22 protein-coding genes are annotated in these 25,395 nt (G+C 46.2%); 7 read left to right on the top strand and 15 right to left on the bottom strand.

Going from position 1 to position 25,395, the window contains the following annotated elements:
- Positions 1 to 44: 44 nt before the first annotated feature.
- Positions 45 to 557: a hypothetical protein gene (locus tag H8S84_RS08270; RefSeq protein WP_187066859.1), complete on the top strand. Its 513-nt coding sequence runs from the start codon at positions 45 to 47 to the stop codon at positions 555 to 557.
- 36 nt (positions 558 to 593) lie between these two features.
- Here H8S84_RS08270 and H8S84_RS08275 read toward each other — a convergent pair whose 3' ends face one another.
- Positions 594 to 1,130 (bottom strand): GNAT family N-acetyltransferase, encoded by a 537-nt coding sequence (locus tag H8S84_RS08275; RefSeq protein ID WP_187066860.1) that lies wholly within the window; start codon positions 1,128 to 1,130, stop codon positions 594 to 596.
- Positions 1,131 to 1,603: 473 nt separating this feature from the next.
- Positions 1,604 to 2,593 (bottom strand): aspartate-semialdehyde dehydrogenase, encoded by a 990-nt coding sequence (locus H8S84_RS08280; protein WP_187066861.1) that lies wholly within the window; start codon positions 2,591 to 2,593, stop codon positions 1,604 to 1,606.
- Between the two features lie 303 nt (positions 2,594 to 2,896).
- On the opposite strand from H8S84_RS08280, the gene H8S84_RS08285 reads away from it, so the two are divergent.
- Positions 2,897 to 5,482: a lamin tail domain-containing protein gene (locus H8S84_RS08285; RefSeq protein WP_187066862.1), complete on the top strand. Its 2,586-nt coding sequence runs from the start codon at positions 2,897 to 2,899 to the stop codon at positions 5,480 to 5,482.
- A gap of 55 nt (positions 5,483 to 5,537) precedes the next feature.
- Here H8S84_RS08285 and H8S84_RS08290 read toward each other — a convergent pair whose 3' ends face one another.
- The gene (locus H8S84_RS08290) at positions 5,538 to 7,229 is read right to left on the bottom strand and encodes an IPT/TIG domain-containing protein (protein ID WP_187066863.1); all 1,692 of its coding nucleotides are present in this window, start codon (positions 7,227 to 7,229) and stop codon (positions 5,538 to 5,540) included.
- 202 nt (positions 7,230 to 7,431) lie between these two features.
- The gene (locus H8S84_RS08295) at positions 7,432 to 8,622 is read right to left on the bottom strand and encodes a lipase family protein (protein ID WP_317175433.1); all 1,191 of its coding nucleotides are present in this window, start codon (positions 8,620 to 8,622) and stop codon (positions 7,432 to 7,434) included.
- Positions 8,623 to 8,855: 233 nt separating this feature from the next.
- On the opposite strand from H8S84_RS08295, the gene H8S84_RS08300 reads away from it, so the two are divergent.
- Positions 8,856 to 9,683, top strand: coding sequence for a sulfite exporter TauE/SafE family protein (locus H8S84_RS08300; RefSeq protein WP_317175434.1), 828 nt, complete (start codon positions 8,856 to 8,858; stop codon positions 9,681 to 9,683).
- An 80-nt stretch (positions 9,684 to 9,763) separates the two neighbouring features.
- Here the strand turns inward: H8S84_RS08300 and H8S84_RS08305 are convergent, their stop codons facing one another.
- From H8S84_RS08305 to H8S84_RS08325, 5 genes are all read right to left on the bottom strand, one after another.
- Positions 9,764 to 10,210 (bottom strand): DUF2059 domain-containing protein, encoded by a 447-nt coding sequence (locus H8S84_RS08305; protein WP_187066864.1) that lies wholly within the window; start codon positions 10,208 to 10,210, stop codon positions 9,764 to 9,766.
- Positions 10,211 to 10,416: 206 nt separating this feature from the next.
- A complete protein-coding gene (locus tag H8S84_RS08310; protein WP_187066865.1) occupies positions 10,417 to 11,835 on the bottom strand; it encodes a TolC family protein in 1,419 nt (472 codons plus the stop codon).
- Positions 11,835 to 13,205, bottom strand: a complete 1,371-nt coding sequence (locus H8S84_RS08315; RefSeq protein ID WP_187066866.1) for an HlyD family secretion protein — start codon at positions 13,203 to 13,205, stop codon at positions 11,835 to 11,837. Before H8S84_RS08315 ends, H8S84_RS08310 begins: the two co-directional genes overlap by 1 nt.
- A 3-nt stretch (positions 13,206 to 13,208) precedes the next feature.
- Positions 13,209 to 14,948, bottom strand: coding sequence for a peptidase domain-containing ABC transporter (locus tag H8S84_RS08320; RefSeq protein ID WP_222621617.1), 1,740 nt, complete (start codon positions 14,946 to 14,948; stop codon positions 13,209 to 13,211).
- Positions 14,949 to 14,960: 12 nt separating this feature from the next.
- Complete coding sequence (locus H8S84_RS08325; protein WP_187066867.1) at positions 14,961 to 15,650, bottom strand: TetR/AcrR family transcriptional regulator; 690 nt, start codon at positions 15,648 to 15,650, stop codon at positions 14,961 to 14,963.
- A gap of 322 nt (positions 15,651 to 15,972) precedes the next feature.
- Here H8S84_RS08325 and H8S84_RS08330 point away from each other — a divergent pair, with 322 nt between their 5' ends.
- Together H8S84_RS08330 and H8S84_RS08335 are read left to right on the top strand one after the other, a co-directional pair.
- Positions 15,973 to 17,238 carry a DEAD/DEAH box helicase gene (locus H8S84_RS08330; RefSeq protein WP_187066868.1) on the top strand — a complete coding sequence of 422 codons (1,266 nt, stop codon included), beginning with the start codon at positions 15,973 to 15,975 and terminating at the stop codon, positions 17,236 to 17,238.
- Between the two features lie 199 nt (positions 17,239 to 17,437).
- Entirely contained in the window at positions 17,438 to 17,782 is a 345-nt protein-coding gene (locus tag H8S84_RS08335; protein ID WP_187066869.1) for a hypothetical protein, read from the top strand.
- A 625-nt stretch (positions 17,783 to 18,407) separates the two neighbouring features.
- Here the strand turns inward: H8S84_RS08335 and H8S84_RS08340 are convergent.
- The 5 genes from H8S84_RS08340 to H8S84_RS08360 all read right to left on the bottom strand — a co-directional run bounded on the left by H8S84_RS08340 (position 18,408) and on the right by H8S84_RS08360 (position 22,327).
- Positions 18,408 to 19,688: a hemolysin family protein gene (locus H8S84_RS08340; protein ID WP_187066870.1), complete on the bottom strand. Its 1,281-nt coding sequence runs from the start codon at positions 19,686 to 19,688 to the stop codon at positions 18,408 to 18,410.
- 63 nt (positions 19,689 to 19,751) lie between these two features.
- Positions 19,752 to 20,099, bottom strand: a complete 348-nt coding sequence (locus tag H8S84_RS08345) for a c-type cytochrome (RefSeq protein ID WP_187066871.1) — start codon at positions 20,097 to 20,099, stop codon at positions 19,752 to 19,754.
- A 3-nt stretch (positions 20,100 to 20,102) separates the two neighbouring features.
- Positions 20,103 to 21,554 carry a PQQ-dependent sugar dehydrogenase gene (locus H8S84_RS08350; protein WP_187066872.1) on the bottom strand — a complete coding sequence of 484 codons (1,452 nt, stop codon included), beginning with the start codon at positions 21,552 to 21,554 and terminating at the stop codon, positions 20,103 to 20,105.
- Between the two features lie 113 nt (positions 21,555 to 21,667).
- Positions 21,668 to 22,108: a thiol-disulfide oxidoreductase DCC family protein gene (locus H8S84_RS08355; protein WP_187066873.1), complete on the bottom strand. Its 441-nt coding sequence runs from the start codon at positions 22,106 to 22,108 to the stop codon at positions 21,668 to 21,670.
- Between the two features lie 6 nt (positions 22,109 to 22,114).
- The gene (locus H8S84_RS08360; RefSeq protein ID WP_187066874.1) at positions 22,115 to 22,327 is read right to left on the bottom strand and encodes a YgaP family membrane protein; all 213 of its coding nucleotides are present in this window, start codon (positions 22,325 to 22,327) and stop codon (positions 22,115 to 22,117) included.
- Between the two features lie 305 nt (positions 22,328 to 22,632).
- Here H8S84_RS08360 and H8S84_RS08365 point away from each other — a divergent pair, with 305 nt between their 5' ends.
- A complete protein-coding gene (locus tag H8S84_RS08365) occupies positions 22,633 to 22,941 on the top strand; it encodes a DUF2752 domain-containing protein (protein WP_230407113.1) in 309 nt (102 codons plus the stop codon).
- Positions 22,934 to 23,281 (top strand): TM2 domain-containing protein, encoded by a 348-nt coding sequence (locus tag H8S84_RS08370; RefSeq protein WP_187066876.1) that lies wholly within the window; start codon positions 22,934 to 22,936, stop codon positions 23,279 to 23,281. The genes H8S84_RS08365 and H8S84_RS08370 overlap by 8 nt, the downstream gene beginning before the upstream one ends.
- 130 nt (positions 23,282 to 23,411) lie before the next feature.
- On the opposite strand, the gene H8S84_RS08375 is transcribed toward H8S84_RS08370, so the two are convergent.
- Entirely contained in the window at positions 23,412 to 25,370 is a 1,959-nt protein-coding gene (locus H8S84_RS08375) for a M1 family aminopeptidase (RefSeq protein ID WP_187066877.1), read from the bottom strand.
- Positions 25,371 to 25,395 lie beyond the last annotated feature (25 nt).

Below are 25,395 nucleotides of genomic sequence, written 5' to 3' on the forward strand. Positions count from 1 at the left end.
ACAGTTTACGTCTCCTTTATATAACAACAGCATCCATACTTCTTATGAAACGATACCTGCTGCCACTGCTGGCCCTTTTATACTTTACAAGCTGCTCCGACAGCAACACCTCTTTAGAACAGAAATTAAGGGAGGCTGTAACGGAAGGTGAGGTAGGCGCAAATGGATATAAAACTATAAACTTAACCGAGCTCACCGATTTTGAGTGGGACAGGCTGTACTACTTTCAGGCCGGTGAAGACAATAAATCAATAAGTGATGCGATTGGCTTTAAGTGGGAGGGCGCTGGTGTAGATGAGGGATACCGCCGCCTGCTGTTTGTAAAGGGCGAGGAAGTAGTGTCTTACACAGACTATAATTACAGTGAGTTTCCGCTGTTTGTGTACGGGTGCCAAGGCGATAAGTGGGTGTACCCAATCAGCCGCAGCTCGTTTGCATCGTTCAAGTACTGTAATGAAGATGTGGAAGTATACACGTTTATACCTGTGCCGTGTGTAGAAGATATAAGGGAATTGATGACGTATAAATGCCCTGCTGGAACTGATGTTGCAGAGTAGATGAAGAAGCCGGTTTAGCCGGCTTTTCTGTTTTTTTTAGCTGCTTATACTTGGCTCTAAATTTGGGTTAGACAGTTTCCAGCGGATAAACTCTTCCGTGGCACTAACCTGCTGCATCCCTAATTTAACGAGTACTCTGGCAGATGGTGCATTATCCAGTAAACACCTTGCTGTAATTACTTTTACGTTTGGCTGCTGAAATGCCCAATTTATCAGGCCTTGGGCAGCTTCTAAACCATAGCCTCTGTTTTGCGCCTGTTCTATTATAGCATATCCAATATCCACTTCTCCATCAGCATTAGGCAAACCTTTAAAGCCGGCATCGCCAATTACAGTCATACTATCCCGATGCACCACCATATACGACTCAAAGCCAGTAGGCGCCTTTACCAGTTCCAGGTTTTTAATGATCTTAGGAAAGGTGTCGATGGCTTCCTGGTCGGGCCAGAAAGGTGTAAGCTGCAGGCCGAGCTTTGGAAGTATACTTGCGTCTCCGGCTATCAATGCTTTCGTAACTTCTAGGGTGAAGGGGATAAGTATGAGCCTGTTGGTGTGGATGTAATGAATGGCCATAGTCTTTTAACTATTGCGACATGTACCTAAAATAGGAATACTTATTTTAAAGTTGTGGCAGGCTTTTTAAAGGATGAATACTTAATAAAAAAGATCACAGGCCCTATAAAAGGCAGAAACATCGTTCCTATTAACCAGAGTATTTTATGAGTAGCATCGAGTCTGTTTGTAACTAGTATCATTACCCATGCTATCAAGAATAAAAGGATTACAGATAATGTTAACGTTTGCCAAAATATCAATCCAATTCCGGGTGTTACTAATTCCATAAGTTTGTTTTTGTTTAGTGCTTATAAAACCTAAATATATAAATTAAACATTATAAACCAATCTGCTGCGGATTCTCGTGGTTCGTATACCATTGTTAAACAAAAACGGGGACTAAGAAGTCCCCGTCAGCTAGCTTTCAGACTGGCAAGTCCGGAATAACAAATGTTATTTATACTTTGTCGTGCTACGTGTGTTGCAAAAACCTACACCAAGTCATGCTTCACTAGGTACTCTGCAATCTGCACAGCATTAGTAGCAGCACCTTTACGTAGGTTATCTGCCACAATCCACATATTCAGGGTTCTTGGTTGCGTTTCGTCTAAACGTACGCGGCCTACAAGTACTTCGTCTTTGCCATGGGCATCCTTCGGCATCGGGTACTGCAGGTTCTTCACGTCATCTACTACCTTCACACCTTCCGTTTCGTTCAGTATACGGTACACCTCGTCAAGGGTAAAGTCTTTCTCAAACTCCACGTTCACAGACTCTGAGTGGCCACCCATTACCGGAATACGCACCGCTGTAGCTGTAACACGGATAGAATCATCACCCATGATCTTCTTTGTTTCGAGGATCATCTTCATCTCTTCTTTGGTATAGCCGTTGTCCTGGAACACGTCGATGTGTGGGAGTACGTTCAGGTCGATCGGGTATGGGTACGCTTTCTCGCCCTCTTTGCCGGCACGCTCATTCATTAGCTGCTCCACAGCCTTTACGCCAGTGCCTGTTACCGACTGGTAGGTGCTAACTACAATGCGCTTCGCCTTCAGCTCTTCGTGCAGCTTGTTTAGGGCCACCACCATTTGTATGGTAGAGCAGTTCGGGTTAGCAATAATTTTATCTTCTTTGGTCAGTTCTCTGGCATTGATCTCCGGTACTACCAGTTTTTTGGTTGGGTCCATGCGCCACGCCGAAGAGTTATCTACTACAACTATGCCTGCTTCGGCAAACCTAGGAGCCCACTCGGTAGAGGTGCTGCCACCAGCAGAGAAAATGGCAATTTGCGGGGCAGCCGCAATCGCGTCCTGCATCCCGATAACCTTTATCTGTTTACCCTTAAACTCCATCTGTTTACCAACAGATCTCTCAGAAGCAACCAACAATAATTCCGTTACCGGGAAGTCGCGCTCCGCCAGTACTTTCAAAATTTCACCGCCAACCAATCCTGTGGCGCCTACTACTGCTACTTTCATTCAGGGTATATAATTAATTTGTTTAAAGCTTAACTGTAGAATCGTTGATTGTTAGTTGGTGGGTGTACGATTCGGACAGGTCGCGACCTATCCCTATAAAAGTACTAACCCAATAATTCTCTAACTCCCAAACTTCCTTAACTAACGCCCCAGCCTCTCGTAAAAGTTCTCAAACTACAAAAGCAGTTGCGTTCATAAGACCTCATATCGTTATCCAAACCTTTGAGTGCCTTATACATTCAGCGTGCCGGCTTTCCCTCACGCGGGTGCAAATTAAGTAAGTTTTTACTACAATTTCAGCCTATGAAGCAAACTTTACTCTTTCTGTTCCTGCTAGTTCCAATGTGGGCACACTGCCAGCTACAGGAAAGTTTCTCCGATGGTAATTTCACTCAAAGCCCCACCTGGGCAGGTGATATTACCAGTTTCATAGTTAATGCACAGAACCAATTGCAAAGCAATGGCCCCGCTGTAACCGGCACCACGCTGCAACTGGTTACACCCTCGCAGGCAGTAGTTGGCACCACCTGGGAGTTTTGGGCAAATCTGAAACTGGCTACCTCCTCTACCAATTACACAGATGTATGGCTGATTGCCGATAATGCAGACCTTAACAGCAGCAGTACGAACGGCTATTTTGTGCGGATCGGTAATACGGCAGATGAAGTGAGCCTGTATCGGAAAGATGCCGGTAAAACTGCAGTTATGATCATCAACGGGCAGGATGGAACAGTTGCCACGAGTAACAACATAGTGCGTGTCCGGGTAACACGAAGTATAAACTATGAGTGGGAGCTAAGTATAGATATAACTGGTACAGGACAGAGCTACAGCGGCCAAGGTATGGTTACTGATGCCACCTACAAGCGCTCTTTATACTTTGGGGTGCTGGTAAAGTATACTTCGGCTAATAGTAAGAATTTTTACTTCGATGATTTTGGCATTACCGACAGCAAGGAGCCTGTGCTGGAGGAGCTACAAACTTTAACTCTTCAGGAATTGATACTTCAGTTTAATGAGCCACTGTTGCAGCCGCAGGCAGAGAACGTTGCCAATTATACTTTAAACGGAAGTACAAAACCCACGATAGCAGAACTAACTGAAGCCGGAACGGTAAGGCTGGTATTTAGCCAGAACTTCAGTTTTGGGAGCAATACGCTAAGTATAGCCAACCTGCAGGACCTGTATGGTAACAGCCTGAGCAGCCCTATTGAGCGCAGCTTCAGTTTTACTCCTCCGGCTGTACTTCCGGGTTACAACGAGCTCATCATCACTGAAATAATGGCCGACGAAACGCCAGTGGTTGGTTTGCCTGCGCAGGAATACATTGAGTTTTTCAATGCCACAAGAGATAAGGTGCTTACGCTACAAGGTATCCGCTACTCCGATGCCACCTCCACTACCACTTTGCCAAACGTGCAGCTGCAGCCGGGAGAGTATGCTGTGGTAGTGCCTAATACACAGGTAGCTAACTTTACAAAGTATGGCAAAGTGATCGGTATCAGCAACTTCCCGAGCCTTAATAACAGCGGTGAATTGCTGCAACTGCTGCAACCTAACGGCAGGCTGATTTACGCGGTAAATTACTCCGATACCTGGTACAAAAACAGCAGCAAAAAAGATGGCGGCTGGAGCCTGGAGATGATTGACGTAACAAATTCCTGTGCGGGCATCGAAAACTGGACAGCCTCTGTTGACCCTCGTGGTGGCACACCGGCTCAGGCTAACTCTGTAGCAGCCTCTAACCCAGATAACACGCCGCCTGCTATTGTAGATGCCACAGCTATTGCTCCGGACAGAATACTGCTCCGCTTCAACGAACGGCTCGACAGCACACAGGCAGCAAGCATAGCCAACTACAGCATCAGCCCAAGTATAAGTATAGCTAGTGTACAGGTGCAGGGGCCACTTTTTACAGATGTTATACTTATACTTAGTGCACCACTGCAGGAGCGGCAATTGTATACCCTCACTGCCAAAAGTATAACCGATTGCTCCGGCAACCTCAGCAGCCAGCTACTTGCAGTAACTTTTGCCTTGCCATCAGCGCCTGCACCCGGCGATGTGGTGATAAATGAAATACTCTTTAACCCACGGCCAAACGGAGTAGACTTTGTGGAGCTGGTGAACCGTAGCGACAAATTCATCAACCTAAAGGACTCGAAACTGGCTAACACCTCCGGCGATACCATCAGCAACATCAGAAATATAACTATGGCCAACTATGTGCTGGCACCGGGACAATACGTGGTGCTTACCTCCAACCCCGAAAACATCAAAAGCAATTACCCTGCTGCCCGCGAGCAGGCCTTCCTGCGCATGAGCAGCCTGCCCAGCTATCCCGATGCTGCCGGTACTGTTGTGGTGCTGCAACCCGATAACCGCACCGCCGACAGGTTTAGCTACACCGATGATATGCATTTTGATTTGCTTGATGATAAGAATGGCGTATCGCTGGAGCGCATAAGGCTGCAGGGGCAAAGTATAGCCAGTAATTTCCATTCCGCAGCTACTACTGTTTTTGCCACACCGGGCTACCGAAACTCACAATCGCAGGCGGAGGTACAGGCGCAGCAGCTGTTTAAAATAGAGCCTAAGGTTTTCTCTCCGGATGGCGACGGCTTCGAAGATTTTACCACGATCAACTACAGCATTGATAATGCAGGATTAGTGGCTAACATCACGGTTTTTGATGCGCAGGGGCGGGAGGTTCGAAAGCTTGTGCGAAACGAACTGATGGCAACAAACGGCTTTTTTAGGTGGGACGGATTGCGACAAGACGGCTCTAAAGCCAATATCGGCACGTACATCCTATACATTGAAATGTTTGGGCTGAATGGCGAGAAAAGCGAGTTTAAAGAACGCGTGGTGGTAGGCGGCAGAATGTAACATATATCCTAAACCCAGTACACGGTATAGCAAAGGCTAAAAGTATACTTCAGCTCTACTCAGTTACAACAAAGTCCTCGGTGCTGGTTATAGTTCTGCCACTGTGTAACACACTTATTTTAACGGTGCCCACAATACCGCTTGGCACCTTTACCACCATGGTAGAACCGGAGTAACTTACTACCTGTGCCGCTGCAGAGCCAAATCTGGCCGCTGTATAGTAATAAGGTGTAAAGTTTGCCACGTTTAATGTTACTGTTGTGCCGGCTGGCCCGATGCCTGGCGTAAAAGAGGTGATCTTCGGTTCTAAAACGGTAAAGTCTTCGGAAGTATACACGCGTTGGTTGCCAAACTGCACTGCAAGTTGGGTTGGGCCTACCGGAGCGTTAAGAGGCACCATCACTTTAATATAAGTAGCCGTGGCAACATGCGAGTTAGCCGCAACCGTACCAAAATAGACAGGGTAGGTGTTGCCCGGTTGAAAGGTGCCATAGATCGTAATCTCTTTGCTTAGTCCGGCAGACGCAGGGGAGAAGGATGTGACAGCAGGAGCAATAACATCGTATTGCTGCTGCGCTTTAACGGTGTGCGTGCCAACTGTAACGGCTACGTCGTTATTGCCGATATAGGCTCCCGGCGGAACAGTAGCATTGATCTGGTTGAAAGAAACATAGCTTATAGTTGCCGGAACATCGCCGACTGTTACACTCACAGAGCTGCTGTAGGGATAAGTTAAAGGAAATCCGCTTCCGTATATTGTAAAGCTGCTCCCTTGCAGGCCAGCAGCCGGAGAAACAGATGTAATACTGTGAGGCAGCAAGGTAAACTCCTCTGGCAGCACTGTGGTAACACCGTCTATCAACACTGATATAGGTACTTTCTCTGTGGTTAAACCAGTAGGCACCGTAACCCGCAGCTCATAAGAGCCATTGGTAATGGTGCTTACCTCTTTCTGCCCGAAAAATACTCTGGCCGTACCATAATATGAATTGTAGATAAAATTATCACCGGAGATCAAAACTATTGTACCCGCATGCCCTGACTTAGGAGAAAAGTCGGTGATGGTTGGGAGTACTTTAAATGTAGACGAAACATTAAATGTCTCATCTTTTAATCTTAGCACTACAGGTACCTGCCTGGTTGCATAATAATAGCCTAAGTCAATTGCAGAGGGAACTTCTACCACAATTTTATTTGGGCTTACTTCTATTTGTTTGGCAGTTCTGTTACCAAAGGTTACCTGTACATCATTCGGGTTGCTGGTATAAAAGCTGCCGGTAATTGTAATTATTTCGCCTGCTTTTCCGGCGTTTGGCGAAATGCCCTGTGTAGTGGTAGAAGGTAGCTTAACAGATACCAGTTGCCCGAATACAGTGCCTTTTTCATTTGCAATGTAAGCTTTGGCATAAAGCATGGCGTTGCTCTTATTTGTAACAAACGACTGTAGCCCTAGCGCTTCTTTGCTATACTTGCCCACTGCTGCATCTCTGCCCATCGATAGCTTATAGCCACTGGTAAGACTTACATCAGAAGTAGAGTTAATCACAAAGCCATAGTCTAGAATGGGGTATTTGCCTTTATTTATGATGTTTCCTTGCAGTAGTGCACTGGAGGGTGAGTTGGCTATGATTTCTTCTGTCTTAATTTCCGGCTGTATTACTTCATCTTCTTTGTCTTTACACCCCTGTATCAGGAGCAGGGCAAACAAAACGAGCAAAAGAGGTGCGCGAAGTATAAGTGGTTTCATAAGGTTTTCACTAGTCTGTTGAATCATAGCGGTTGCCATTCGTGGTAACAGGAGCAATTGGTAAAAGCAATGATGCTAAAGCTGTTAGGATGGCGACTACAATATACTAGAAAATATTTAACATTAGATACATGCTATATAAGTGGGCATAAATGAAAAGCCCCGCAGCGATAAACTGCGGGGCTTAATATTAATTTTTGTACTAGAAAGATTTAATCCAAGGCACCAACGATTGCAGCATCGGCACAAAAGACGTGCTGTGGGTGCCACCGTTTATACTTATCAATTCTGTTTTCGATGCTCCCTTGGCTTTAAACCTCTCATAGGTAAGCCTTGTGTTTTCGAAAGGTACAATGTTGTCGGCAGTGCCATGATAGAGGCGGGTAGGGCTTTGCGGAGCCCAGCCGTTAAAGCTGTTCTCCTGTAACGACTGCTTTAGCAGCAATTCTTTATCCGATGCCTTCAAACCGTTATAGAAAGCAGTAGTGAAGAGCTTCTGTGGATCTGTGGTGAGTTCGCGGTTAATGGCGCTGCCGCCGTTGCTGCCGTTAAACAACTGCGGCAACTTGCTGGCATAAGGCTCCTGGAAAAGCTCGTTCAAAGGCCGGTTCCAGCTGTTGGTGTGGTTGTAAGCCTGCAGTATGTATGCCAAGTAAGCTGGGTAAGAATACATTTGGCCAGATGTGATACCAGAAAGCATATGCGTTAAATCGTAACCACCAGCACCGGCTGCCGAAGCTGTTACCTTTAACTTGTGTTGCGGGTTTGTCTCAATCTCTTTTTGTGCGGCCAGCGTCACATAGCCACCCTCCGAGTATCCCACCAGGAACAGCTGCTCATTTGTACTGATATTTTTCTCTGTATAAAATTTACGACTCGCCTTAATCATATCAACCACAGCCAGGGCAGAGTGCTTTTGGTCGTAGTATGGGTGGAAAATCTGTTTAGATGCTCCAAAGCCAATGTAATCTGGAATAAGTGTTACGTAGCCTGCCGCTGCAAAAAGCTCAAACCCGGATAAACCTGTAAAGCTAGTGGGTGCATCGCTGTGGCTAAAGATGGTGCCATGCTGTGCACTTACAATCGGAGCAGGTGTTGCCATGCCTACTGGCACGCAAACCAAACCAGAGGCTTTTATCTCCTTGCCTTGGTAAGTAGTATAGTACTGCAGCTTGTAAACCGAAACGCCATACTTTATCTCGCTGCCATATATGCCGTAGCCCTCTGCCGCCGCCAACGACTGCAGCATGCTTTTAGGTACAGTGGTAACAAGCTCGGAGGATATATAAAGTTCTTTCTCTGCTACAGGTGCAGCTGCAACTTCTTTATCGCAGCTGGTTTGGGTGGCAATTGTGCCGAAAAGCAGGATATATATAAGCAGTAATCTGATCACAGTCTTCTAATTAAGAGGTTAGATTATTGAGATGTAACATTGGGTGTACAAGAAGAGTGCCATCTGCAACGAAGGTAGTGAAACTGCAATTATTATGGCTTCACCTGCTGCAGATAATGTTGACTTAGCGTATCTTGCGCTACTTTTAGATCATACTATAAAGCACAGGCAGCAACTTGAGAATCAGGATGGTTTATGCTGTTTGCCTGTAGCTGTACTTATTTAGATTACCTGTGGAAATAGAAATTATACTTTACCTGTGCTTCTTTGCTTTCCTGGCCGGGTTTATTGACTCAATTGTGGGTGGGGGAGGCCTGATACAGCTGCCTGCCCTGCTGGTATTTTTGCCCGGCCTGCCGCTGCCTGTAGCGTTTGGTACGGGTAAGTTTGCAGGAATTGCGGGCACCACCGCGGCTATGGTGCGCTACGTCAGAACCGTTAAAATCAATTACCTGGCCATACTCCCGGCTGCCGGGGCGGCTTTTGTTTTCTCGTTTTTAGGAGCAAGGGCACTAGCTCACATAGATGCCAGCTTAATGAAGCCGCTTATCCTGGTGCTGCTGGTGCTGGTGGCGGTATACACATTCATCAAAAAAGACTTCGGATCGTTGCATGCACCCAAGCTTACAGAGCAAAAAGAGCGGCTATACGGGTTGCTGGTAGGGGCATCTATCGGTTTCTATGATGGATTTTTTGGCCCTGGTACCGGCAGCTTCCTGATCTTTATCTTTATCGGGTTGTTCGGTTTTAACTTTCTGGCAGCTTCGGCGGCATCTAAAGTAGTAAATGTGGCTACCAACCTGTCGGCACTGCTATACTTTGCCTACAAAGGATTTGTGCTGTATGAGGTGGCTATACCAATGGCAGTATGCAGTATAATTGGCTCGCAGTTGGGGACACGCACTGCTCTGAACCGTGGCGTAGGATTTGTGCGGGTGCTGTTCCTGGTGGTGGTATCGGGTATTATCTTAAAATTTGCTTACGATACCTACGGCTCCGGCGGAAGCGACTTTGCACAGTTAGCTACTGCCGTACAGCAGTGGTTTGGGAGAAAAGGGTAATTCTGAGCTTGCTCAATAACAAAAGCGCCATCCGCTAAGAGTATAGGGGATGGCGCCTTTGTTTTATAGAATAGTTATACTTATTTATTCGGCAGTTTTCCTTCGGCCTGCATTCGCTGGATAACGCGCATGGCTACTTCCTGTCCGTACTGCTGTCCTTTTACCATCGACTCCTGCATGATAAGCGGTGTTTTCTCCAAAAGCTTTTTACCCAGAGGCGTGCTGTACAGTGCAATAAGGTCTTTTATCTCCTGGTGCGTAAAGTGCTTGTCGTAAACCGGTACAGTTAAGTTTACAATGTCTTCTACTGTAAATGCTTTTTCAAACTCGTCCCATACTTCGGCTGGTAAGGTGTTGTTTGTTTTGCGCATGGCATCCAGGTTGGTTTTAATGGCTGAAAGACCAAGTTCACCTGCTTTTGTTACGCGTAACAGTTCCCGTATGTCTTTTGTTTTGGCGTTGTCTTGTGCGAAAGCCGATGTGCAGCTAATCAGTAGCACAATCAGGAGGGTGTAAAGTTGTTTCATTAGGGTTGTAATTGTATGAGTAATAAATAAAAGTTGCCGCTGGAGTGTCGGGAGCTACTCACAATCGAAAGGCAGATGACTTTATGTGGGACACAAAGCAAATGTTCTGATCAAAGTATGCCAAGTCAAAGTTAGAACTTTAAATTAATACCCTGCCAAAATCAGTGGGCAATTTTTATACTTGTCACAAAGGGTGTACTGCCCCCTTACTCCACCGGAACCTCGCCTGCAGCCCAATAAAGGTATGTTTTAGCTTTGGCATACTTGGTAAGGAGCTCATTCAGTTTTGCCTGCGCCTCCAGGTACTTCACTTCCCGGGAGTTGATCAGGAATAGAGAGCTTTCGCCGTTTTCAAAGCGTGTTATCTCTCCGTTGCGAAGTATAAGAGCATTAGCCACTGCCTGTTCCTGCAGTCTGATCTGCTTTTCCAGTGCCAGCCATTCGTTGTATGCCGCCAGAACAGAGGCCTCTATTGTACGCGCAGACTGTACCAGTTCAAATGCGTTTGCCTGTTGTTTGGCTTTTGTGAGCTGAAGCTTTCCCCGTTCCTGCCGCAAAAAAAGCGGAAGGCTAAAGCTTACGCCCAGCTTATAGTTGTTGCCCATGTACTGCTGGTCCAGTGCCTCCGCATCAAGGTAAAAATCACTTTGCAGTATGTTATAGTCTACATTAAGCTTAGGTTTTAACTTATCTGCAGCAAAGCGTTGTTCGATCTCCAGTTGGTCTCCTTTAAGCTCCAGTTTTCGCAGCTCCGGGTGGTTAGTGCGTGCAAACTGAAGCAATTGCTCCAGCGAGTCTGGTGAAAGCGTGGCAATTTCGCTGCCTAGTAGAGTGGGTACAGTGCCATCCGTTAACTCCAACGGCACTGCATTTTCGGCCCACAGATGCACAGCCACCTGCAAGCGGTTGTTGCTGTATTCCAGCAATGCCTGCTGCAACAGTACTTGCCTGTCCTGCACAGCCATGCGAGCCTCCACAGTATCAATTGCAGCCAGATCTCCTTCCTGTGCTCTTATGGTTACTGCATTTAGCCGGAACTGTGCCAGTTCCAGCGCCTCCTGGTACAGCTGCACGGTGCGGTATTGCAAGAGCCAGTCCCAGTAGTCTTTCGTAGCCTCCAACAACAGTTTATTGATTATTTTTATACGCTCAGCCTCTGCTATGTCCTGCATCAGTTGTGCCTGCCTTAAGGTGGCACGGCGTTCATCAATAAACAATCCCTGCCCTAGCGGCACCGTTATGCCGGCATAGCTTAGCCCATTGGCAGGGGTGTTATTCTCTGGGTTCAGGTACTGGCCCTGGTTTCTCTCATATCCTGCTTTCAAAGCGGGGCCAAACCACAGCGGTACGCGCAGCGTGTTGTCCCAGGTGTTGTAGTACTCTTTGCCGTTAAACTCTTTGCGGTAAAGTTTACTGCTAATTTCTGGGTCAAAGGCTCCGCGGGCCATACGTAGCTCCTGCCTGGCCTGTTCGGTTAAGAGCCTTGCCTGCGAGGCAACCGGGTGGTTGGCAAGTATAACCCTGTGGTACTGTTCCAGTGTTAGTACCTGCACCGAGTCCTGCGCCATAGCTTGCCATCCAAAGAGGCTCATAAACAGGCAAAGTATAAAATACCGGCTGCGCATTATTTTTCTTCCTCCTCTGCTTTGGCGGTAGTAGCTTCTTTTGCGGCAGCTTTGCCTTTCGGGTCGGTATAATCTGGCGGGAAATTGTTCAGCTGACGCCACAACTCATACCAAATTGGCACCGTGTTCAGCATAGCCCAGCCGTACACACCAGAGCCAACACGCAAGGCATCCGGCCATGGCTTCCCGTTAGGGTCCGGCACTACCAGCATACGGTACTTACCATTTGTGGCGGTGTTGTCAATCACTGCTACCACACCTCCAAACGTACCAAAGCTAACATCCGGCCATCCTGAGAAAACGAGTGTAGGCCATCCTTCAAATTCCAGACGAACCGGATCTCCCCGCTGAATGAGTGGAAGGTCCAAGGGGTCTATGTAGAGCTCTGCAGCTAAGTTTGGATTCTCAGGCATAATGGTAGCTAAGGCTTCGCCTTCTTTTATGGTTTCTCCTATGCCTGCTTTTAATGTTTTTACCACGTAACCATCCTGCGGCGCTACAATCTGATAGTATTGGCTTCTAACCTCTGTGCTGCTGTATTCACTCTGCAGCTTGGCCACATCAGCCTGTGTTCCATATATATAAGAACGGGTAGCACTTAGCTCAGCCTCCGCTTTGGCTATTTTGTCGCCATACTCAGCTTGTAGCGAGTTTAATTCGGTGCGGGCGTTCTGTAATTCGGCCTGTGTGGCTTCATACTTGTTGATAAGCGATACTAGCTTAGCCTGCGCCTCCTGGAGTTTCAGACGACGCTGTTCCAGTTCTGTTAGTGATTTTAGCCCCTGTTTGTATAGGTTCTCCTGTCGCGCAAACTGGTCCTCTGCAATCTTCAACTCGGTGCGCTGTGCCACTACATCCATACTATCGCTTTGTAGCTTAAGGCGGGTTTGCTCTACTTTGTTGCGTGCCTTCTGCAGGCTGAAAACCAAGCCTTCACGTAGTGCCTGTATCTGCTCCTGCATGGCTTCAGCCTTGTTTTGGTTAGCCTCTACTGCTCCCTGTTTTGCCGTAACCTGCTCGCCTAAACGTACCAATAGGTTTGGGTCCATGTACTTTTCCTTAATCTCAGATATGCTGGCAATCGTGTCACCTTTCTGCACGTACTCTCCTTCCATTACATGCCACCTCTCTATACGGCCTGCAATGGTTGCTTCTACCGTCTGTGGTCTGTCCTGGGGAGTAATTGTTGTGAGTTCGCCTCTGGAGCGGATGTTCTGAGTCCAGGGCAGGAACAGCGAGAGGAACATGATCAGAAATATTCCTCCTATCCAGTATGTAAGGGTGCGGCCAAGATTTGGCGTCTGCACCTCCGACATAACGTCCAGGTGCGGTTTATCCGTATTATCGAAAACTCTTAATTCTGAAGCCATAAATTAGCTTATTACATCAGTTAATTCCTGCAATATGTCCAGTCGCTTTATTTCATCATAGTTTCCGGAAGCTATCAGATGTCCATCCTGTAGTAGTAATGTGCGGTCACACAGCTGCATTACCTCCCTATCATTTGAAACAATGATCATAGTCCAATCAAACTGCGGGCCTGTAAGCAGACGCAGGAACTCCATTTTATCTTTCTTAGCCATACCTGCCCAGTAATTGTCTATGATCAGGAGCTTAGGGCGCTGCACCAAGCTGCGTGCCATTACTATTTTACGAGCCACACTGCCTGGCAGGCGCATACTACCGCCAGTAAGGTAAGCGTGTAATCCATCAGGCAGGGAATGTACAAACTGGGAAAGCCCGGTGAGCTCGATGGCCCATAAAATATCCTTCATCGGCAGGTCGCGGCCTAGAGTAATGTTATCAATCAGTAAGCCATCGAACACCTGTTCTTTAGAGATATTATCACCAATCAGGCTGCGCAGGCTTCCTGTGTCCAGGTCGCGCATGGATATCCCATTGTAAGCAAGACTGCCCTCATAAGAAGAGAAGAGCCCGAGCAATATATTGATGAAGGTGCTTTTGCCAGAGCTGTTAAAACCTGCCAGGCAAATGCGTTCAGAAGGTTGTATGGTGAAGCTGAGATTTTCTAGGGCAACTTTTTTCGTGTCCATAAACTTGTAACTGAGGTTCTTTGCCTGTATGCTTAATCCTCCGTCCAAAGGTAAATCACTAAGTTTAATGCCCTTCACCTCTTCAAGCGGGAGGTCAGTTACCTGCCCGATTTTATCAAGACTTGTCATTACATCATAAACAGTGTCTAGTTTGATTATGATCTTTTCTACTGCGGTCATCATCAAGATGATAACGATCTCAGAGGCTACAAACTGACCTATATTGATTTCCTGTTGCACTACCAGTATACAGCCTAGCACAAGTAAACCACCTGTAATAAAGGTTTTGAAGCCTACAAAGCTGTAGTACTGCGTCATGAGGATCTTAAAGTGCTGTCTTCGCACATTTAAGTAACTCTTCACATAGTCGTTGGTGCGATCCATGGGCAGGTTTGTGTGGCCCACCAGTTTGAAGGTACTCAGGGACCGTGCCATTTCCTCTAGCCAGGCAACCAACTTATACTTGTATTTAGACTCTTTTATACTTGTGTCGATGCCTTTACCGCCTGTTAACCATATTATAGCTATCAGCACAATAATTAGTATCATGCCGAAGAAGATAAAGTAAGGGTGGTAGAAAGACAGCAGTATAAGGCCGAACACGATCTGGATTACAGCTGTAGAAAAGTCTACCAGAATCTTCGCAATGCCTTTTTGAAGCGTGACTACATCAAAAAAGCGGTTCATTAACTCAGGCGGATAATATTTAAGCAGGGCCTCAGGTTGAATGCGAGGTACCCGGTAAGCAAACTCCGAGGCTGTGCGTGCAAACAGACGCTGCTGAATAAACTCAACCAGCCATAGCTGCATTACCTGCAGGCCGCCTACTATTAACAGGGCCAGTATAATCAGGCTTATAAGTACAACTACCGATACTGAGATTTGCCCGCTAGACACAAAGCCAATAATACTCTGGATACCAAGCGGAAGCGTTAAACTTATAAGTCCCGCGGCAATGGCATATACATACATGTACAATATTTCCCGACGCTCTATAGAGAGTAGCTGCAGGAAACGTTGTATGGGGGTGAGTCTTTTATAATTGGTTGAAGCGTCCATTTTGCTCTGGCGTTAATTATTTGTATTAGCACTATCTATTGCTGCAAAAACCGTCTGTTTCAGGAAGATAACTGTCTCATTGTACTGTTCTGCCTTTATGTCTGTAAGAGAAGGCAAATGGAGAGCGTAAAAAACCTGCTGCTGCGCTGCCTCCAGCATGGTGCTGATAATAGCATGCGGGTAACGGTAATCAGGATTTATCTCCAGTACAATCTGGGCTAAGTAATGGCAGAACCGTTTCATTTCCAGAAAGTATCCATCCTTGTTTTCGGCATCGACTTCCTTTGTATGGTATACTTTAGAAGCCTCTGCGACAATCACACGGTGGAGGATACGTTCGTCGATATATGTTACGCCAGGATCATCTGCCTCGCCAGCTTTAGTGATTATCTCTATAGCACGACCCAGGCGCTCACGCGGACCAGCGATGTTCTGAGTCTGGAAATTGACTGTGTAGTGTAGCCAAGCCCAGTACCAAGACACCAGGTACACCAGCAGCTTGTGCTTGTTTTCGAAATAGCGGTATATAGAAGCCTCCGTAGAGCCAATGTCGTTTGCCAGTTTCTTGAAAGTAAAGTTCTCAAAGCCCAGTTCGTCTATAAGTCTCACGCTTTCAGAAATAATCCTGCGGCCCAGCTCTGTACTTTCTGGTTCGCGGAGGTACGACTTATGATTAAGACTAATATGAATGTTTGTGTTCATTTTAATTTGATAGCTAGTCTATAGTACTACAGAGCATCTTCTTAATGCTTCATAAGCATCTTTTGCTCTAATTGTTTTACAAAGATATAAAAACTTTTAACAATGATAGTAAAACTATCATGCAAAAGTGTGAAACTATTATTTTGTATGGTTATCATATTATGGTTTTAGAGAAGGTATAGGTTGAAGAATTGGAGTTTAGTGGCAATGCAGGTAAAACAGGTATTATAGGCAAGTCAACTTAACAATCAACAATTAGCCGTACCTTTGCACATTGGTTGCGCCGTAAGTATAGGCAAAGCCAAGTATAACACGCACTGCCATGAAATTTGAAGATTACCGCATATCCGACGAAATAAAGAGAAGCCTTAGCAAGTTAGGCTTCCGGAAGCCAACCGATATTCAGTTTAAAGCCATTCCACCCATCATGAAAGGTGAAGATGTGCTGGCTATTGCTCAGACTGGTACAGGTAAAACAGCTGCTTTTGCTATTCCGGTACTCGACAGGCTGCAGTTCAGCAAAAACCGTAAGCGCGGCGATGGTATAAAGTGCATTGTTATGGTGCCTACCCGTGAACTAGCCTTACAAATTACAGAAGTATTCAACGAGATAGGCCAAGGCACTCGTGTAAAAACATTTTGCGTATTTGGAGGTGTGGAGCAGGGGCCGCAGATTGCAAAACTGGAAGACGGAATTGATATACTAGTGGCTACTCCCGGTCGTTTATTCGATTTGGTGAGCCAGGGCTACATACACCTGCACCGCGTAGAGGTTCTGATTTTAGATGAAGCAGACCACATGCTGGATCTGGGCTTTATACATGACATCCGGCAGCTGATTTCGAAGTTGCCGCGCAGCCGCCAGACGCTTTTTTTCTCGGCTACAATTAACGAAAAGATAAAGGAGCTGGCCTACTCGCTGGTAAATAAGCCGGTGCGTATCCAGATCTCTCCCAAAGATCCGGTGTCTAAAAACGTAGATCACTCCGTGATGTATGTGGACATGGATGATAAGCGCTATTTTCTGGAGCGTGTGGTAAAGGAAAATCCTGACAAGAAGATCTTAGCCTTTGTGCGAACCAAAGTACGTGCCGAGCGTGTGGTGGCGGCTATGGAGCGTGCTGGCATACAGGCAATCAGCATTCATGGCGGTAAAGAGCAGAAGGACAGGCTTGATGTAATGCGCAAATTCAAGAAAGGGGAGGTAAAGCTGCTGGTGGCAACAGACGTAAGTGCCCGAGGTATCGATATCCCGAATGTAGAGTATGTGGTAAACTACGATTTGCCTGAGCAGCCTGAGAATTACGTGCACCGCGTGGGGCGTACAGGCCGTGGCACTGAGAAAGGTACAGCGGTCAGCTTCTGTGCTCCCGAAGAGAAACCTATACTTGACGAAATACAGCAGTACCTTACTAAAGAGATAAAAGTACTGGAGGTTGATTTAGAGGACTATGAGGCAACCATCGACTTTAGCGCTGCAGCTACTTATGATTGGAAGTCTCTTATGAAAGAGGCCCAGGAAAACGAGGAAAAAGTAAAAGCTGCGAAAGCGAAAAAAGCAAAGTCCAAGGCAAAGAAAAAGAAATAAGTGCCATGCTTTTAGTTACAATGTAAAGCCTGTGCTATAAAATAATAGTACAGGCTTTATTTATTCGTAAATAATTGTAAATTAACGTAATATGTTCTGATTGTGCGTCGTTTTTCTTTGATTTTTCGTATAATTTAATGTAACGAATTGGTAATATGTGCTGATGTAAATAAGCACAAATCAAAGAAAGGAGTACAAAATGAGATACAGAAGAAGTGGAAGAGATCACCTTTCAGATATTTTTTACAATGTAGGTGACATGAACCTAGGCTCTGTGGATGACAGACTTGGTTTTACCAGAGAATTTACAGATGCTACCCAAGATAGAATGCTTCGGGATGAACGATTAGAGAGGGAGCATAGGATGGAGGAAGAGCGAAGAAGAGAGGCGCAATATCCTAGCTGCAGAATAACTGATAGACCCTACGGATGGCATGCAGAAAGGAGCAGGCCTTCACATTGGGATTACGACAGAGATAGACCACCAAGAGACTACACTGGAAGACGGCCAGAGGGCTACGATGACAGGCAAACAAGATGGTAAAGCCACGATAGTTGATTTTTCTTTGAACCTCAGAAATTCAAGTTGCCTATAGAATTACAACAATGTGCAACTGCCTCGAAGAACCTGTACTTAATAGTTATGGGAGACACCTGCTTTAGCATTTAAGTATAGGTTCCATTTATCCTGACATTTCAAGCTGCACCACATCACCGGCTTATCTCCTTATATGTAAATATAGGCTTGGTATTCTGCTAGGCTTTGTTTTGCTAAAATTTATAAAAGGAGGATGAGATGAAACGGAACAGAGGAGGATAGTTGGGAGACTTGTTTTTAATACAGGTGATCTGAATAAGAGAACAGTAAGTGAAAGCACGAAGGTAAGCAGAGACTACGTCAACTCATTTTAGGAGCCATTGTTCGAAGCAGAAAGAATAAGGCTGAAGAAAGAGGAGGAGATGCGAAGCCCGAGTTCCCCATGCTGCAACCTGAGGGGCAAACCTCTGAACTGAAGGCTTAAATAAGTAGGATTTATACTTGGCACCTCCTGTAGCCAAAACCAAACAGGAGGTAACACTAACTATTTTAATATGAAGTCACTTTGCATGCTGCGGAGTGGCTTTTTAATTGGCGTATAACCGCCACTGCTTTCTGATTGCAAGTCTTTCTAAGCCGTTTTGCTGAGCAAGATCTTATCTATCCTGGAGCCGTCCATATCTATCACCTCCAGTAGATATCCATCATTTTGTAGTTTATCACCGATGTGCGGTACCTGCGCGAGTTGGTGTAACATAAAACCTGCCAATGTAGTGTATAGCTTGCTGTCTTCTGGTATAAACTTATACCCCAAATAATCATTTAACCTGGCAACTGTGGTAATGCCGCTGATCAAAATCGACCCGTCTTCACGCACATATATAGCTGGCTCTGCCTCCTCCCCAATATCTGGAATATCACCTACTATAGCCTCCATAATATCATGTAGGGTTATAATGCCCTCAACAGTACTATGCTCATCCACCACAATTCCCAGGTATTGCTTCTCCTGCCGAAACAAGCGTAGCGTATTAACGGCCAGCATGCTGTCAGATACAAATACAGGAGCTTTTAGTATGGTGTTCAGATCAAAGCCAGGGTTATGCATGTGCGCCAGAAAGTCTTTCGCGGAAAGTATGCCTATAATTTGGTCTATGGTGCCTTCACAAACCGGAAATTTGGAGTGATTGCTTTGCAGTATGGCTTCATGTATAGCCTTCAGTGGTGTGTGCGCCTCTATCCATAGAACACTGGCACGAGGTGTCATTAAACTGCTGTTGCGCTGATCATATAGGCTAAAGATATTTTGATGGATCTGCTCCTCTTCATGTTCCAGTACTCCTTCGCGGCCAGCTACACGCAACATGTGGCGTAGTTCTTCTTCTGTAACTGTTTGGGATGGGTTCTTTGGGTTAATCCTAAATATTTTAATTAAGAAGTTTGTTGTTCCTGACAGCAGGCGCACCAATGGGTAGGTAACAGACGTGAAAAACCTGATGGAGGGAGCTACAAACAGTGCAACGGCAAGTGTGTTGCGCAGTGCCAGCGTTTTTGGGATAAGCTCTCCCACCACAATAGTAAAGTAGGTAATAAAAATTACAAGTAGTGTAATGGCTACTTCAAAAGCATAAGGAGCCAGTGCATCAACTCTGCCAATATATGGCGCTACCTTACCGGCCAGTGTAGTGCCACCATAAGCTCCGGCAACTATACCTATTAAGGTTATGCCAAGCTGAATGGAGGAAAGAAAGTTTTCAGGGTTCTTCTGCAGTTGAAGTATAACTCTAGCCCGTGCGTTGCCCTTCTCAGCCTTATGTTCTACTCTACTCTTCCTAACAGACACTAACGCGGTCTCGGACATGGCAAAATATCCGTTAAACAGTGTAAGTATAAGTATAATGACAAACTCCATGTGCTACCCGGTCAACCTGTTCTTGGTGTATTATAGCAGTACGCACATTTATAAGGCAGGCCTTTATTTTTTAGCAGACCTAAGCTCTTTGAGGTAAGCAACAAGGTTGTCCAACTCCTGATCAGAGATATGATCTTCTTTGAAAGCTGGCATCACGCCCAAGCCATTTCTAATCTGGAACTTCATTAGGAATCCTGGCAAAGGCTTGTTATTAATGGCGGGGCCTAACCCTGCAGCCCCTCCCGGATGACATTTGTTGCAATGCGACATATACACCACTTCTCCCTGTGCTATTGCTTGAGATTCTATCCTTAATGGTGCGTGCGTTGGTGTACCTCGCCTGGCGGAGCCGCAGTAGCTAAGCGATAGCAGCAAAAGAAAAGCAGCGGAAAGTATAAATGGCTTTTTCATGGCTTAGCTTCTGTTTTTAGTTATTTTCCAAATCACACCTGTCTTTAGCTTTGGCTCTGGTCCGTTGTCACCTGTCTCCATTATACCAAAATCCACAATGTATAGGCTTTGGCCATCTGGTGAAAACTTTACACTAACAGGGCGCTCTAGACCACCGGTATTAAGCTTGGAGGCAGGAGCGGTTTTCTTTCCTTTGTTCGCTGCAAAATCAGTGATAACTCCGTTCTCTACATTAACCCGCACCACTTTGTAACCTACCGGCGAGAGCACTTTTCCTACACCCGGGGCCATATCTCCAAACTGTGCAATAAATGCTTCGCCTTGATAGCCAAAACTGCTGTTTCGCGAAAAGTCCATGCCGTTGGAGGAGGAGTGCACACCCAGCGTAGCAGCGGGATTGGGTGGTTTGTTAGGGTGCTGGGCAAGCAAAGGCTGTGGCCCTTTATCACCTGGAGGCGAAAACCTGTAGCCGTTAAAGGCAGTGCCACCCGAAAAGTCGGGCCAGCCGTACCATTTTCCCTGTTCTGCCTTCCAAAGGTAATCGCCTGTGCCCCATATAGGCCTGCTGCCGCGCACATCAAAGGCATTGTCGCTTACAAACAATTTCCCTTTTGGCGAGAAGGCTAACCCAAACGGATTCCGAAATCCCCAGGCCACCAGTTCCATATTGCCGCCTTCTGGAGAGATTTTGAGTACCGCACCTGAACAGGGGATGCTGCCTTTTATAACCTGCCCTTGTGTAGTAGGAGTGCCGTATGCTGAATAGGCACCAGTTGTTTGTTTACCGCTTTTGGATGTAAGCGGTATTTCGCTTGTGTAGTTCTGGCCGGTAAGGGTAATGTCCTGGCAGGGTATATCGTGGAACTCGGGGTGGCGCTTTAGCCAGCCAAACTTGTAATTGTCTGGGCCAACTACGCCGGAGTTGGTGGCTGTGCCGATGCCAAAGTATAGCTGCCCGTCAGGGCCCACCACCGGTCCATTGGTATGGTGGTCTCCCATACTTGGCAGATTCTCTATTAGAGTATTTACAGTGCCATCTTTTGAGATACGCAGCAGTTTACCGCCAGTCATTTGTCCGCCTTCGGCTATGTAAAAGTTGCCATCGTGATAGGTTACTCCTGTCCAGGGGCCATTCTTCTCACCGGTAGCAATAGTGGTAAGGTTTCCGTTTTCCGATACACGCAGCAGCTTTGGTTCCAGGAATACTTCGCCATACGAATACCCGGCTTCAATTACATACAACTGGCCCTGCTCATCAAAAGCTACTGCCGTCGGAAAAGTCAGGCCACTGGCAATTGCCTCAGCTATATAGCCCTCTGGCAGTGCAATGTCGCTTGGGTTAATGTTTCGTGCTTCGCTTTTTATGTCTGTTTGCCCGCCTCCTTCTGAGGGGAGTATTTTATAGCACCCGCTACCTGTAAGTATAAGTATGAGCAGCCAGTATAGTTTTTTCATCGTATAGGTTTTGTAACAGGAATAATATGAGTTAATTACGGCCTTAATGTGCTAATGTTAAGGTTGTCTGAGGCTAGCTGATCGGAGGGAAAGGGAGAGGTGCTGGAAAGGCGTTAAAGGGGAGTAGTTTGCTGTGCGTCAACAGTTCTGGCGTCTTTGTAAAAGATCTTGGTAAGCCAAAAGAAGAAGTTCCTGTTATTACCTACAAGTTTGTATCCAACCTCAAAAACAGTATCGGCTAAAACTACATTATAATATAGCCTGTTCCAGAAATCATTGCCACCTAGTGCCAGTACTTCAAAAACAGCTGCTGCACCACGTAGGCGCCTGTATTGGGTTATCAGGTAAACAGATTGTTTAAATTGTTTGCGAGTAACGCCCTGAAATGTTTCCGGCAACTGTTGAAACGGAGTATAATTTACTTCATCGGCAGTAGTGCGTTGCCACCTGTTCACCCAGAATTTACAAAAGTCGCAGCCCCCATCATAAACCATAACGGGCTTGCTTGTAGGAGGAGGTACCTGATCCTGTCCCTTCTTTACGTCTTCCTCCACCTCATTTTATTTTCTGTATCTATTCATCTCTTGTTCATTCTCACATCCATTGTATCCGATTGCTGCATTTATCGGGCACCACCGCACCATACCGGTAACGATAGGCACTAACCCTAAAAGTGCCAGCGGTTTTGAATTGTAGTATGCACCCACACCTATCATTGCGAGGCCAGCTGCAACTCGTGCCTTTTGTTCTACTAAGCCAACATTACATTCCATATCAAGCAGGTTATCTGTTTATTAATGATATACCATTGCCTATAAATAAGGTTGATGTGCCAGATTTATACTTAGTAGATAGGTGCAAAGTATGTGTAGAAGTATAAGGTGAGCGGGCTGATAAAACTGCTTTTATTTTAATGATTTTCCCGCTGCAGCAGCGGCCGCTCTGTAAAAGAAGGTGCAATTTATAGAGTGTTAGGCCAAGAAAATAGTGCAACTCTGGCTGAAATTAAGTATACTTGTTTAAGCAAGATGAACAGCTTGCTTACACCACCAGGTAAAAGATGAGAATACTTCAAAACATGAAAGTGCTGTATCTTACAGAAGCCGGACTTTGGCTGCTGGGGTTAACACTGCTTGCTTTTATGAAGCCGGATGGTGAACACCTGTTTAGCTTTTGCCCTTACAGCTGGTTTTTGGAGAGTGGTTGCCTTGGCTGTGGCATCGGACATGGGATCTCATACTTGCTGCAGGGCAACTTTCAAGCTTCCTGGCAGGCTCATCCGTTATCAGCGCCGGCTTTGCTGCTGTTGCTGTGGCGTTGTTGGCAGCTTTTGCGCTGGCAGTATCTACATTTTTATTCACTAACCTTAGATAAGCACCATGGCTAACATTCTACACCTTATGCCGGACCTGGAACCGGATGAAATGAGTTATGTACAGACGCTCGTAAACAATATGTCGGAAGAGGAGGCAAGTCAGTTTGCTTCAATTTACCGTAGTCGCCGTCGTGAGCCAATGCTTATACTTGTAACCACTATCATTGGCTTTTTTGGTGTGGCAGGTGTGCAACGCTTTATCATTGGGCAGATTGGCCTTGGATTACTGTACCTGTTTACAGGGGGGCTTTGCGTTATCGGTACAATCATAGACCTTATCAATTATCGTCGGCTGGCTTATGAGTACAATGTGCGGGAGGCACAGCAGGTAATAGCTATGATGCGCTATTAAACGAACTGCGCAGGCAGGTTAACCCTGGCTGCGCAGCTCACTATTAAGCTATTATACTTAGATAACTGGCTAGGGTATTGTTTTGTTTTTTTGTTTACACTTTATTTTTTTAATGAAGTAAGCATCACAATTACTCGTTAACCTTTACAAACCTGCTGCGATAGTGTCGGGTGCCGTTGCTGAGTAATAACTGATAAACCCCTGCTGCCAAGCCTGTTACTGGAACTGTGGCCTCTGATGCAGGTTTAATGTATAGTTGCCGCACCAGTTTCCCTGTCATATCATACACTTCTGCTGTTGTAGGGCTAAAGTCAAGGTTTGTAACTTTTATACTTTGCTCACCAACCGGATTAGGGTATAACTGCGGTTTCCCTAAATCAGGCACCTCTAACAGTTCATTTTTAGCATTGACGACAATGTATTTCAATATCCAGTTGTTAGGATCAGGAGTTATACTTTTTACACTGCTAGGAATTCGAAATAAGAACTTCTGTAATGGTTGATCTTGTGTGACGCGTATGGTGGTGTCGCCGGCAGTGGTGCTGATGCGGTATTCCATATCTGTTTTAAAGAAGGAAGTAGTACCACTGCCCACCATTTCAGTCGCCAGCAGAAGGCGGTTGTCTTCCTGGTTCCATTCAATTTTAAACACTGGAAACCCATTGCCGGCATACCACTGCTCAAAAAAGTAAGCGAGGTCTTTGCCGGTTGTCTGCTCAAATACCTTTTGCAGATCTGCGGTGCTTGCCGTTTTGCCTCCATATTGCTGTTGGTACTGCTGCAACGCCTTAAAGAACAAAGCGTCATCGTTTACTTCGAACCGCAGCATGTGCACCACGCTTGCCCCTTTTTTATAAGACAGCCTGTAATCAAAAATGCGACTTACATTGGTGGTGTCAAGTACTTTCAAGGAGCCCTGTGGTCGCTGGAGAGCCAGGCCCTGCGCATCCACTATCCACTGTTTTGCCTGTGTGGGCGCAAACTTTTGGAGGGCAAGGTACTCCGCGTAAGAGGCAAATCCTTCGTTCAGCCAAATGTCCTGCCAGCTGGCGCAGGTAACGTTGTCTCCAAACCATTGATGCGCCAGTTCGTGGGCTGTCAGGGTAAAGGTAAAGGTGCTTTGCGTGGTCATGGTTTGGTGTTCCATGCCTCCACCCATTGGTGCCATACTATGCCCGTACTTTTCTTTGTAAAACGGATACAGGCTAAACAACTCTGAAAAGTGCTCTAAAAAGCCAGGTGTCCTGTCCATTTCTGCTTTAAATGTTTGCAAGGCGCCCCCACTGTAAACATAATTAAGTATGGGTACCGGCTTGCTTGCTCCGGCGGGGGTTGCCTGCTGCAGGTACTCCTCATAGTTAGACACCGCTACCGAAACCAGGTAATAATCTATAGGATAAGATGATTTCCATTCATAGCGTTTCTTGTTGTTGGGTAAGTCTATCACACGTCTAAGCACGCCATTAGAGCCGACCTTGTTCTCTGCGCTGGTTGTCACAAACACATGCACCGAGTCGGCTTTGTCTGTGAGTACCTGCTTGGTAGGCCACCATTCGTAGGCTGCATAGGGTTCACTTAAACTCCAGGTAACGCTGTTGCCCCAGTTTGGCTCTATGGCAGTGCTAAAGCCGCTGCCAATTGCTGCGGAGGCTCCGGTAGGCGCTGTTCCGCTATAATATATAGTTGCGGATACTTTTTCAGAGGCTTTTGCAGGAGTGTTTAACTGTGCCACTGCATCACTGCCATTGCGGCTTATACTTAGGGCCGGGCTCCCATTAATCATCACAGAAGCAATCTGGAAATTAGGGTGCAGCTCAAAAGCGAAGCCGCTGAGTTCTCCTGATTTTACCTTAGCCTCGATGGTAGCACTGCCGGCAATAAAAGTGGTGTTGCGCTCCAACTGGAGGTCAAGTTTATAAAACGTCACATCATACCTGTTCATCAGCTGTTGGTGCTCCGGAGATGCAACAGCCTGCCTTTGGGTAGCTTGTGAGCGGCTCTCGGCGCAGTAGCTTATACTTTGTGCCGCAACATGCAGATAGCTGAGCAGGAAAAAACTTAAGAAGATAAGAAAAGTGTTCTTTGTCATAGTTTGTGGTGGCGGCTGTGCGACT

It is taken from the genome of Pontibacter cellulosilyticus (assembly GCF_014306105.1).
In the GTDB taxonomy this organism is placed as follows: domain Bacteria; phylum Bacteroidota; class Bacteroidia; order Cytophagales; family Hymenobacteraceae; genus Pontibacter; species Pontibacter cellulosilyticus.